Below are 11,532 nucleotides of genomic sequence, written 5' to 3'. Positions count from 1 at the left end.
CCTACTTCTTACGGGGCTGCCTGCTCGACGAACCGGCGCAACTCCGCGGTGTCGGGCGTCACCGGGCCTTTGAAGGCCCGGTTGAACGCCCGGCGGCGGACCGCCAGGTCCAGACAGGCAAGGGCGGGGTGCAGATACGCACCCCGACCGGGCAGCGTACCGCGATGATCGGGAACACAGGTGTCACCGTCCACCGCCACACGCAGCAGCTCGCTCTTGGCCGCACGCTCCCGGCAGCCGATGCAACTTCGCTCCGGGCATGCTGGGGTTCGCGTCCGACCAGACACTCTTTAGTCTACCTCCCCGCACCGACCTCACTCCTTCGAGTGTGCCGACGCACGGTTGTTCGTTTCCTGCCCGCCGCCGGCGGAGGGCATGCATTGCCCGCCGCCGACCGCTTTCGGTCCGTGTTCCGGGCCCGGCCCTCAGCTCTGCGGCTGCTCGGTGTCCGGGCGGATGTCGATCCGCCAGCCGGTCAGCCGGGCGGCCAGGCGGGCGTTCTGCCCCTCCTTGCCGATGGCGAGCGAGAGCTGGTAGTCGGGCACGGTCACCCGCGCCGACCTGGCACCGGCGTCGACCACCTCGACCTTGGAGACGCGGGCCGGGGACAGCGCGTTCGCCACCATCTCGGCCGGGTCGTCCGACCAGTCGACGATGTCGATCTTCTCGCTGTTCAGCTCGGCCATCACGGCCCGTACCCGCGCGCCCATCGGGCCGATGCAGGCGCCCTTGGCGTTCAGCCCCGAGCGGGTCGAGCGGACCGCGATCTTCGTACGGTGTCCGGCCTCGCGGGCGATGGCCTCGATCAGCACCGAGCCGTCCGCGATCTCCGGGACCTCCATCGCGAAGAGCTTCTTCACCAGGTTGGGGTGGGTCCGCGACAGGGTCACCGACGGGCCGCGTACGCCCTTGGCGACCCGGACCACGTACGCCCGCAGCCGGGTGCCGTGCCGGTAGTCCTCGCCGGGCACCTGCTCCTGGACCGGCAGGATCGCCTCCAGCTTGCCGATGTCGACCAGCACGTTCTTCGGGTCCTTGCCCTGCTGGACCAGGCCGGAGACGATGTCGCCCTCGCGGCCCGCGTACTCCCCGAAGGTGATGTCGTCCTCGGCGTCGCGCAGCCGCTGGAGGATCACCTGTTTGGCGGTCGACGCGGCGATCCGGCCGAAGCCGGTCGGGGTGTCGTCGAACTCGCGCGGCTCGGCGTCCTCGGCGACCTCCTCCGGGTCCTCCTTCGCCCATACGGTCACGTGTCCGCTGGTGCGGTCCAGCTCCACGCGGGCCTTGCGGTGGCTGCCGGGCTCGCGGTGGTACGCGATGAGGAGCGCCGACTCGATCGCCTCGACCAGCAGGTCGAACGAGATCTGCCTCTCCTGCACCAGACCCCGCAGGGCCTTCATGTCGATGTCCACGGCTACGCCTCCTCGTCGTTCTCGTCGTCTTCGTGTACGTCGTGTACGTCTTCGTCTTCGTCGTGCACGTCGTCACCGGCCGCGTTCTTGCGGTTGAACTCGACCTCCACGCGGGCCTTCTCGATCTCGGCGAAGTCCGCGCGGGCGGGCTTGGGCTTGCGGCCCTTGACGCCGGGGACCTCCAGGTCGAGACCCGCGTCGTCCACCGTCATGATCCGCGCGATCAGCTCGCCGCGCTCCTTGAGCTGGAGCTTCACCAGCCGGCCGCTGTTGCGCCGGAAGTGCCGGGGCTCGGTCAGCGGCCGGTCGGTGCCCGGCGAGGTGACCTCCAGGACGTACTCCGCGTCGCCCATAGCGTCCGAGGCGTCCAGCGCCTGCGAGATCTCCCGGCTCAGCGCCGCGACCGCGTCGAGCTGCACGCCCTCGTCCGAGTCCACGACGACCAGCAACTGCCGCCGCTTGCCCGCGGCCGTCACCGTGACCTCTTCCAGATCCAGTCCCGTCCTCACGACGAGCGGCTCAAGCAGCCCGCGCAGCCTCTCGCTCTGGGTGGTGCTCATCCGGGTGACTCCTCGGCCGCGTGTGCTGTTGTGGTGGAAGGTCGCGTGTAAAGGAAAGATTACCCGAGTTTCCACACGTCGCCGCGCCATCGCGGGCCGCCGGGAGGCGGCGCCGAGCGCCCTCCCGCGCACCCTTACACTCGCCCAATGATCCCGGACGTGCCTCGGCTCAGCAGGCGGAGTGTGGTGGCGGTGGCGGCCGTTGTCGTCAGTGCCGGGTGTTCCAGAGGTGGTGGAACAGCGGGCTCGGACGGGGCCGGACACAAGGCCACGCTGCCCGAACCGGGCGAGCTGGCGCTGCGCCAGGCGGTCCGCGACAGCGCGGCGTTGCTGGCGCGGTACGACGCGGTGGCCGCCGCGTATCCGGCGCTCGCCGGTCGGCTGGCGCCGCTGCGGGCCGAAGTGGCCCTGCACGTGGGCGCGTTCGGCGGCCGGGCGGCGCCCGTACCGACCGGCTCGCCGTCCCCCGGCGCGACGTCCGCCGCGACCCCCGCCTCCTCGCCGTCCGCTCCCCCGGCCTCCTCGCCGTCCGCGGCCCTGAAGTCCCTGGCGGACGAGGAGCGGCGGCTCGCCGACAGCCGGGCGACGGCGCTGCTCAATGTGCCGGGCGAGACGGCCCGGCTGTTCGCGTCGGTGGCGGCGGCGGGCGCCGGGCACGTGGCGCTGCTCGGGACGAAGGGGGCGGTGCGATGAGCGCGGTGCTGGACGCGGCGCAGGCGGCGCTGGCCGCCGAGCACGCGGCGGTGTACGGCTACGGCGTCGTGGGCGGCCTGGTCGGCGGGAGCCGCCGGCCCGAGGCGCGGCAGGCGTACGACGCGCACCGCGCGCGGCGGGACGTGCTGGGCCGCACCGTGCGCGATCTGGGCGGGGTGCCGGTGACGGCGGCGGCGGGTTACCAGCTGCCGTTCCCGGTGGCGGACGCGGCGGCGGCGCTGCGGCTGGCGGCGTATCTGGAGGAGCGGGTGGCGGGCGCCTACGGCGACGTGGTGCGGTCCGCGATCGGGGACATCAGGCGGGACGCGGCGGGCGCGATGCGCGAGGCGGCGGTGCGTGCCGTGCGGTGGCGCGGCGGCAGCGTAGCCTTCCCGGGGTTGGCGGAACGGAGCTGATCACCGTTCCCCGCCGCACACGACACGGAGGGAACGCACAGGGATGGCTTCAGCAGCGCACCACGGGGGGCCGGAAGGCGTACGGCTGGAGCCGCCGGAGCGGCTGGTCCGCACCGTCGGGGCCTGGGAGGGCGAGGCGGGCCGGGTGTGGCTGGCCGAACTCCCCGACCGGGTGGCGCGGTTCCTGGAGCGGTGGGGGCTGACCGTCGAGCGGGTCTTCGCGGCCGGGGGCCAGATCAGCATGATCGTGCTGGTCCGCACTGCGGACGGGGTGCCGGCGGTGCTGAAGGTCGGCATGGTCACGCGGGAGACCGAGCACGAGCACGCGGCGCTCGCGCACTGGGACGGGCGGGGCGCCGTACGCCTCCTCGACGCCGATCCCGGCGAGGGGGCGATGCTGCTGGAGCGGCTTCAGGCAGATGTGTCGCTGCGGTCGCTTGCCGAGCCCAAGGCGATGCTGGAGGCCGCCGGGGTTCTTCAGCGGCTCTGGGTGCCGCCGGCCGAGGGGCATCCCTTCACGTCGGTCGCCGACTACACCGGTGCGTTGGTGGCGCTGCTGCGCGAGCGGCGGGAACGGCCTTGGGCGGCCGAGGCGGTCGGGCTCGTCGACGAGGCGCTGTCGGTGCACGCGGAGCTGGTCGCCTCGGGCGCCGAGGAGGTGCTGCTGCACGGGGATTATCACCACGGCAATGTGCTGGCCGGGGAGCGGATGGCGTGGCTGGCCATCGACCCGAAGCCGCTGGTCGGTGAGCGGGCCTACGATCTCGCCTGGCTGGTCCGTGACCGGCTTCCGACCCTGGCCGCCCAGCCCGGTTCCCGGGCCGCGGCCCGGCGGCGGCTCGCCAAGCTCGCCGCCTCTCTTGAGGTCGAGCCCGAGCGCCTTCGCGGCTGGGCCCTCTTCCGTGCCGTCGAGGCAGGCGTCTGGTACCTCTCCGTCGGCGACCGCGAAGCCGCCGAGCTCCTCCTCGAATTCGCCTCCTGGCTCTAGCCCCCGCCCCTCCCCGAAAGTCCTCAATCGCCGGACGGGCTGAGTTGGGGTTGGGTCTGATCCCGCAAGGAGCCGCCTTCCCAGGGACGCGGGGACCCGCGCGACCGCCGTCCGCACGGCGGGGTCGATCCGTCACCGCGCGATCAGCCACGGCGGCGAGCCGTCAGTGGGGGGTGGTGAGGAGGGCGAGGGCTTCGGGGAGAGGGAGCTCTCGGCGGGTGCCGGTGCGGCGGTCCTTGAGCTCGACGACGGCGTCGCGGGCGCGGCGGCCGGCGATGAGGAGGGTGGGGACGCCGATGAGCTCGGCGTCGGTGAATTTGACGCCGGGCGAGAGGGAGGGCCGGTCGTCGAGGAGGACCCGCAGTCCCGCGGCGTGCAGCGCGGCGGCGGCCTCCTCCGCGAGAGCGGTCTGTTCGGCCTTGCCCGCGGCGATGACGTGGACGTCGGCGGGGGCGACCTCGGCGGGCCAGCACAGCCCCGCGTCGTCGGCGGTCTGTTCGGCGAGGGCGGCGACGGCGCGCGAGACGCCGATGCCGTAGCAGCCCATGGTGACGCGCACGGGCTTGCCGTCGCGCCCGAGGACGTCGAGCTGGAAGACGTCGGAGTATTTGCGGCCGAGCTGGAAGATGTGGCCGATCTCGATGGCCCGGTCGAGGCGGAGCCCGGCGCCGCACCGGGGGCAGGGGTCACCGGCGCGGACGGTGACCACGTCGAGGTAGCGGTCGACGGTGAAGTCCCGGCCGCAGACGACGTTGGCGGCGTGCCTGCCGGGCTTGTTGGCGCCGGTGACCCACGCGGTGCCGGGGGCGATCCGGGGATCGGCGAGGTAGCGGACGCCCAGGCCCTGGGGGCCGACGTAGCCGCGTACGAGATCGGGCCGGGCGGCGAAGTCCTCGGCGGTGACGAGTGCGACGGCTGCGGGCGCGAGGTGTTCCGCGAGCTTGCCGAGGTCCACCTCGCGGTCGCCGGGGACGCCGACCGCGGTGATCTCGCCGTCCACCGTGACCAGCAGGTTCTTGAGTGTGGCGGAGGCGGGCACGCCGAGGCGGGCGGCGAGCGATTCGATGGTGGGGGTGTCGGGGGTGTCCAGTTCCTCGACGGGGCCGTGCTCAGCGGCAGCCGGGTCACCGGGCGCGGCCGTGAAGGTGACCGCCTCCGTATTGGCGGCGTAGTCGCAGGCGGGGCAGTCCGCGAAGGTGTCCTCGCCCGCGGCGGCGGGCGCCAGGAACTCCTCGGAGGCGGAGCCGCCCATGGCGCCGGAGACGGCGGAGACGACGCGGAAGTCGAAGCCGAGGCGTTCGAAGATCCGGATGTACGCCTGCCGGTGCAGCCGGTACGACGCGGCGAGTCCTTCGTCGTCGGTGTCGAAGGAGTACGCGTCCTTCATCTGGAACTCGCGGCCCCGCAGCACGCCCGAACGGGGCCTGGCCTCGTCGCGGTACTTGGTCTGGATCTGGAAGAGGGTCAGGGGCAGGTCCTTGTAGGACGTGCACTGGTCCTTCACGATCTGCGTGAAGACCTCCTCGTGGGTGGGGCCGAGCACATAGTCGGCGCCCTTGCGGTCGGTGAGCCGGAAGAGCAGGTCGCCGTACTCGTCGGCGCGCCCGGTGGCCGCGTACTGCTCGCGGGGCAGGAGCGCGGGCAGCAGCACCTCCTGGCCGCCGATCGCCTCCATCTCCTCGCGTACGACGCGGGCGACGTTGTCCAGGACGCGTTTGCCGAGCGGCAGCCAGGTCCACATCCCGGCGGACGAGCGGCGCACGTATCCGGCGCGGACCAGCAGCTTGTGGCTGGCGGTCTCCGCGTCGGCCGGGGCGTCGCGCAGCGTCTTGAGCATCAGCCGGGACATGCGCAGGACCATGGCGTTCTCCGTGAAGGTCGGGGGTGCGGCGAGGGTAGCCGGGCCGCCGGGCGCCCGCACAACCCTTTTCCCCCACGCGCGCCCGCCCCTACGCCGTGATGGGCCGCGCTCTACCGCAGCAGCGGCAGCGGCGCGCCCATCACGGCGTAGGGGCGGGCGGCGCTCGGGAAGTGCACCGGGCGGGCCAGGTCCTGGTACCCGAGGGCGTGGTAGAGGCGGCGGGCGGGGCTGTCGCCGTCGATCGCGGAGAGGATGCTGCGCGGCTCGGTGGCGGTGTCGGTGATCTCGGTGATCAGGCGGCGGCCGACCCGGTGGCCCTGGAAGTCGGGCAGCACGTGCAGTTCGGTGATGACGAAGGAGTCGTCGAGCCAGCCGTCGGTGCCGCGCTGCCGCAGGTACGGCTGGACGACGCTCGACCACCAGTGGCCGCGGTCGTTGGGCAGCCCGTAGACGAAGCCGACCAGCCGTCCGTCGTCGGTCTGGGCGCCGAGGGCCCGCGCACCGGGGTAGTTGAGGTGCCGGAGCACGATCTGCCGCCGGATGGCGACCTCGCCGGGGCCGAGCCCGAAGGCGAGCGCCTGTACGGCGAGGGCTTCGTCGACCCGCGCGCCGAGGTCGACAGGTCCGACCACCACGTTCTCCATGGGCCGGGACACTACCCCCAGCGCCCGCGGCCTTCGAGCGCGGTCAGAACAACACACTCATGAACGCGCCGACTTCGGAGAATCCGACCCGCTGGTAGGCGGCCCGCGCGGGGGCGTTGAAGTCGTTGACGTAGAGGCTGGCGACCGGGGCGACATCGCGCAGGGCGTAGTGCAGGACGGCGGCCATGCCGGTCTCCGACAGGCCCTTGCCGCGGTGTTCGGGGGCGACCCAGACGCCCTGGATCTGGCAGGTGTGCCGGGTGACGGCGCCGATCTCGGCCTTGAAGACGACCCGGCCGTCCTCGATGCGGGCGAAGGCCCGTCCGGTGGAGACCAGTTCGGCGACGCGGGCCTGGTAGAGCAGGCCGCCGTCGCCCGCGAGCGGGGAGACGCCGACCTCCTCGGTGAACATGGCCACGCACGCGGGCATGATCACGTCCATCTCGTCGCGCCGGACGCGGCGGACCAGCGGGTCGGGCGTGATGTCGGCGGGCAGCGCGCGGGTGGTCATCAGCGGCTGGTGGGAGCGGACCTCGCGGGCCGGGCCCCAGTGGGGTTCGAGGAGCGCCCACAGGTCGGCGGTGGGTTCCGCGGGGCCGACGATCGAGGAGCAGCGGCGGCCGGCCCGGCGGGCGCGCTCGGCGAAGGCGCGGATGGCCTCGGGGGTGGCGCACAGCGGTACGAGGTTGGCGCCCGCGTAACAGAGCGAGGTGAGTCTGCCGCCGCTGTACCAGCCCCACATCTCGCCGCCGAGCCGCCAGGGGTCGAGCCCGGCGACATTGACCCGGGAGGTGACGAAGGCGTTGGCCACCGGGTCGCGGTTGAGTACGGCGAGGGCGGCGTCGAGATCGCCCGGTTCGAGGACCTTGGCAGTCGATGTGGTCAACACGTGGGTGCCTCACCGTACGGGCCGCAGCAGGCTTGGCTTGAGCAGCAGGCTTGGGATGATCTGCGCACTTTACCGCGCGGGGCCGTGCCGCGCCCCGCGTCCGGCCACCGGTGGGCGGCGGGCGGCGGGCGCGGGGCTCGGGCGTGGCCCGGCGGCCGGTCGCGCGGGCTGCTCGGCAGTCAGGAGACGCTCACCTGCGGTTCGCCTGACATGGTGCCGTCGGCCTCCATCTGCTCGGCGAGTTTCATCGCCTCTTCGATCAGCGTCTCGACGATCTTCGACTCCGGCACGGTCTTGATGACCTCACCCTTGACGAAGATCTGACCCTTGCCATTGCCCGACGCCACACCGAGGTCGGCCTCACGGGCCTCACCCGGACCGTTGACGACACAGCCCATCACCGCGACCCGCAGCGGGACCTCCATACCGTCAAGACCCGCCGACACCTGATCCGCCAGCTTGTACACATCCACCTGCGCACGCCCGCACGACGGACACGACACGATCTCCAGCCGCCGCTGCCGCAGATTCAACGACTCCAGAATCTGAATCCCGACCTTGACCTCCTCCGCCGGAGGAGCCGACAACGACACCCGGATCGTGTCCCCGATACCCTCCGACAGCAGCGCACCGAACGCCACAGCGGACTTGATCGTCCCCTGGAACGCCGGACCCGCCTCCGTCACACCCAGGTGGAGGGGGTAGTCCGACTGCGCCGCCAGCAGCCGGTAGGCGTTGACCATCACCACCGGGTCGTTGTGCTTCACCGAGATCTTGATGTCCCGGAAACCGTGCTCCTCGAACAGCGACGCCTCCCACAGCGCGGACTCCACCAGCGCCTCAGGCGTCGCCTTCCCGTACTTCTTCAGCAGCCGCGCGTCCAGCGACCCCGCGTTCACACCGATCCGGATCGGCGTCCCCGCGTCCGAAGCCGCCCGCGCGATCTCCTTGACCTTGTCGTCGAACTGCTTGATGTTCCCCGGATTCACCCGAACCGCCGCACACCCGGCATCGATCGCCGCGAACACGTACTTCGGCTGAAAATGAATGTCCGCGATCACCGGAATCTGCGACTTCTTCGCGATCGTCGCCAACGCGTCGGCGTCATCCTGCGTCGGACACGCCACCCGCACGATCTGACAGCCCGAAGCCGTCAGCTCAGCGATCTGCTGAAGAGTGGCACCGATGTCAGAGGTACGGGTCGTCGTCATCGACTGGACGGAAACAGGCGCGTCCCCGCCCACCGGGACCGACCCGACCTGGATCTGACGGCTCTTGCGGCGTTCGGCGAGCTTGATCGGAACATCTGGCATCCCGAGCGAAATCGCGGTCATTGCGTGGCATCCCCAAGGTGTGGATCGAGGTCCCGCGTGGGCGGGCTCCGATAACCGAGGTTACGGCACCCCGCCCACGACCCACACGCCCCTCATCCCATTACGAACTCAGTTTGACGGGGTTGACCACGTCGGCGATCAGGACGAGCAAGGTGAAGGACACAAAGATTCCGGCCACGACATAGGCGATCGGCATGAGCTTGGCGACGTCGAAGGGGCCGGGGTCCGGCTTGCGGAAGACCTTGGCGGCCTTGCGCCGGACGGACTCCCACAGCGCGCCCGCGATGTGGCCGCCGTCCAGCGGCAGCAGCGGGAGCATGTTGAACAGGAACAGCGAGAGGTTGAAGCCGCCGACGAGCATGACCATGGTCATGACGCGGTTGATGGCGGGCTCCTGGAGCGCGAAGACCTCGCCGCCGACGCGGGCGGCGCCGACGACGCCCATCGGGGAGTCCGGCTTGCGCTGCGCGCCGTTGAAGGCCGCGTTCCACAGGTCGGGAATCCGCTTGGGCAGGCTGATCAGAGAATTCACGCCCTGTTTGGCCATGTCGCCCATGTGGTTCACGGAATCGGTGAAGCCCAGCGGCTGGATGTGGCTGGCCGGGCTGAAGCCGAGGAAGCCCGCCTTGACCGTGCCGTCCACGTAGTTGCCGTCGCTGTCGGTCTTGGCGACGGTGTTGGTGGTGATCGTGGGGTGCAGGGTGAGCCGCTGTCCGTCGCGGACCACGACGACGCTGGCCGGGCCGATGCCGTCGCGGATGTCCTTGGACAGGGCGTTCCAGTCGCCGACCGGGTGGCCGTTGAACTCCACGATCTTGTCGCCGGCCTTGAAGCCCGCGGTCTTGGCGGGCGCGACCGGGTCGGAGGGCAGGCACGGGTTGTTCACGTCGCGCTTGGCGGTGTCCGCCTGCGAGATCACACAGTCGCTGACCTGGCTGACCACGGTGGTGCGCATGCTGATGCCGAAGCCCATGAACACGCCGAGGAACAGCGCGACGGCCAGGATCAGGTTCATGAACGGTCCGGCGAACATCACGATGACGCGCTTCCACGGCTTGCGCGTGTAGAACATCCGCGTCTCGTCGCCGGGCTGGAGCTCCTCGTACGCCGCCGAGCGGGCGTCCTCGATCATGCTGCGCCACGGCGAGGTCGACCGGGCGGAGACCTTGCCGTCCGCCCCCGGCGGGAACATCCCGATCATGCGGATGTAGCCGCCGAGCGGCACGGCCTTGAAGCCGTACTCGGTCTCGCCCTTGTGCCGGGACCAGATCGTCGGGCCGAATCCGACCATGTACTGCGGCACGCGGATCTTGAAGAGCTTGGCCGTGGAGAGGTGGCCCAGCTCGTGCCAGGCGATGGAGACCATCAGGCCCACGGCGAAGACCACTATGCCGAGGACCGTCATGAGAGCGGTCATACGCCTGCTGCCTCCGATGTCGACGCGCTCGTGTTCACGTTCCCGTTCACGTCCGCACTCCCGTTGTTCCCGTTCACGTTCGCGAGTTCCCTGGCACGGGCACGGGCCCACGCCTCCGCTTCGAGGACGTCCTCGACGGTCAGTCGAGTTCCCGTCCCGGGCACGCCGTGTTCCTCGACGACCTTCGCGACGGTGTCCACGATCCCGGTGAACGGCAGCCGGCCGGCGAGGAAGGCGTCGACGCACTCCTCGTTGGCCGCGTTGAACACCGCGGGCGCGGTGCCTCCGAGGCTACCCACATGTCGCGCCAATGCGACGGACGGGAACGCGTCGTCGTCCAGCGGGAAGAATTCCCATGTCGAGGCTTTCGACCAGTCGAAGGCGGGCGCGGCGTCCGGGACCCGGTCCGGCCAGCCGAGACCCAGCGCGATCGGCATCCGCATGTCGGGCGGGCTGGCCTGGGCGAGCGTCGATCCGTCCACGAATTCCACCATCGAGTGAATGTAGGACTGGGGGTGGACGACGACCTCGATCCGCTCGAACGGGATGTCGTAGAGCAGGTGCGCCTCGATGACCTCAAGGCCCTTGTTGACCAGGGTCGCGGAGTTGATGGTGATCACCGGGCCCATGTCCCAGGTGGGGTGCGCGAGGGCGTCGGCGGGCTTGACGTCGGCCAGCTCCTCGCGGGTACGGCCGCGGAAGGGGCCGCCGGAGGCGGTGACGACGAGCTTGCGGACCTCGGCGCGGCTGCCGCCGAGCATCGCCTGGAAGAGCGCGGAGTGCTCGGAGTCGACGGGCACGATCTGGCCGGGCTTCGCGACGGCCTTCACCAGGGGGCCGCCGACGATCAGCGACTCCTTGTTGGCGAGGATCAGCACCCGGTCGGCCTCCAGCGCCGCCAGCGTGGGCCGCAGGCCGATCGAGCCGGTGATGCCGTTGAGCACCGCGTGGCACTCCAGGGTCGCGGCCTGGGTGGCGGCTTCCGGGCCGACCAGCAGCTCCGGCCCGTTGCCGGGGCCGAAGTGCCTGGTCAGGGCCTGTCGCAGCGGCTCCACGGCGGCCTCGTCCGCGACCGCGACCGTATGCACCTGAAGCTGGTGCGCCTGTTCGGCGAGCAGTTCCGCGCGGCTGCCCGCGGCGGAGATGGCCACGACGCGGAAGCGGTCCGGGTTGCGGAGCACCACGTCGATGGCCTGGGTGCCGACAGAGCCGGTCGAGCCGAGGATCACGATGTCCCGTCGGCCGGCGGCCGCCGCCTCTCCGGTCGTGTACGGGCGGTAGTGCGGGTCTGCGAGAGCGTCCGTCATGGGGCCATTCT

General features: G+C 71.3%; 12 protein-coding genes. 3 read left to right on the top strand and 9 right to left on the bottom strand.

The window, feature by feature from the left end; genetic code table 11:
* Positions 1-8: 8 nt before the first annotated feature.
* From ACZ4EF_RS12250 to rimP, 3 genes are all read right to left on the bottom strand, one after another.
* Entirely contained in the window at positions 9-287 is a 279-nt protein-coding gene (locus tag ACZ4EF_RS12250) for a YlxR family protein (protein WP_355350310.1), read from the bottom strand.
* A gap of 138 nt (positions 288-425) precedes the next feature.
* Complete coding sequence (gene nusA / locus ACZ4EF_RS12245) at positions 426-1,412, bottom strand: transcription termination factor NusA (protein WP_188279440.1); 987 nt, start codon at positions 1,410-1,412, stop codon at positions 426-428.
* A gap of 2 nt (positions 1,413-1,414) precedes the next feature.
* Positions 1,415-1,972 carry a ribosome maturation factor RimP gene (rimP, locus tag ACZ4EF_RS12240; protein ID WP_401723056.1) on the bottom strand — a complete coding sequence of 186 codons (558 nt, stop codon included), beginning with the start codon at positions 1,970-1,972 and terminating at the stop codon, positions 1,415-1,417.
* 147 nt (positions 1,973-2,119) lie between these two features.
* Here rimP and ACZ4EF_RS12235 point away from each other — a divergent pair, with 147 nt between their 5' ends.
* The 3 genes from ACZ4EF_RS12235 to ACZ4EF_RS12225 are packed head-to-tail and all read left to right on the top strand — an operon-like array spanning position 2,120 to position 4,069.
* The gene (locus ACZ4EF_RS12235; protein WP_467504145.1) at positions 2,120-2,665 is read left to right on the top strand and encodes a hypothetical protein; all 546 of its coding nucleotides are present in this window, start codon (positions 2,120-2,122) and stop codon (positions 2,663-2,665) included.
* Entirely contained in the window at positions 2,662-3,081 is a 420-nt protein-coding gene (locus ACZ4EF_RS12230; protein ID WP_355350320.1) for a ferritin-like domain-containing protein, read from the top strand. Before ACZ4EF_RS12235 ends, ACZ4EF_RS12230 begins: the two co-directional genes overlap by 4 nt.
* A 43-nt stretch (positions 3,082-3,124) precedes the next feature.
* Complete coding sequence (locus ACZ4EF_RS12225) at positions 3,125-4,069, top strand: aminoglycoside phosphotransferase family protein (protein ID WP_355350323.1); 945 nt, start codon at positions 3,125-3,127, stop codon at positions 4,067-4,069.
* A gap of 163 nt (positions 4,070-4,232) precedes the next feature.
* On the opposite strand, the gene ACZ4EF_RS12220 is transcribed toward ACZ4EF_RS12225, so the two are convergent.
* The 6 genes from ACZ4EF_RS12220 to dxr form a co-directional block, all read right to left on the bottom strand.
* On the bottom strand, positions 4,233-5,930 hold the full coding sequence (locus tag ACZ4EF_RS12220; RefSeq protein ID WP_467504142.1) for a proline--tRNA ligase: 1,698 nt from the start codon (positions 5,928-5,930) through the stop codon (positions 4,233-4,235).
* A 110-nt stretch (positions 5,931-6,040) separates the two neighbouring features.
* Entirely contained in the window at positions 6,041-6,574 is a 534-nt protein-coding gene (locus ACZ4EF_RS12215; protein ID WP_355350329.1) for a GNAT family N-acetyltransferase, read from the bottom strand.
* Positions 6,575-6,617: 43 nt separating this feature from the next.
* Complete coding sequence (locus ACZ4EF_RS12210; RefSeq protein ID WP_401306076.1) at positions 6,618-7,463, bottom strand: GNAT family N-acetyltransferase; 846 nt, start codon at positions 7,461-7,463, stop codon at positions 6,618-6,620.
* A gap of 179 nt (positions 7,464-7,642) precedes the next feature.
* Positions 7,643-8,797, bottom strand: coding sequence for a flavodoxin-dependent (E)-4-hydroxy-3-methylbut-2-enyl-diphosphate synthase (gene ispG, locus ACZ4EF_RS12205; protein ID WP_391050316.1), 1,155 nt, complete (start codon positions 8,795-8,797; stop codon positions 7,643-7,645).
* A 100-nt stretch (positions 8,798-8,897) separates the two neighbouring features.
* On the bottom strand, positions 8,898-10,214 hold the full coding sequence (locus tag ACZ4EF_RS12200; RefSeq protein WP_391050317.1) for a M50 family metallopeptidase: 1,317 nt from the start codon (positions 10,212-10,214) through the stop codon (positions 8,898-8,900).
* On the bottom strand, positions 10,211-11,521 hold the full coding sequence (gene dxr, locus ACZ4EF_RS12195; protein ID WP_467504139.1) for a 1-deoxy-D-xylulose-5-phosphate reductoisomerase: 1,311 nt from the start codon (positions 11,519-11,521) through the stop codon (positions 10,211-10,213). The genes ACZ4EF_RS12200 and dxr overlap by 4 nt, the downstream gene beginning before the upstream one ends.
* Positions 11,522-11,532: the final 11 nt, after the last annotated feature.

The sequence above is a fragment of the Streptomyces sp. NPDC025721 genome, assembly GCF_055558595.1.
Note: the sequence above shows the minus strand (reverse complement) of the source record. Positions and strands in the feature narration are given on the sequence as shown.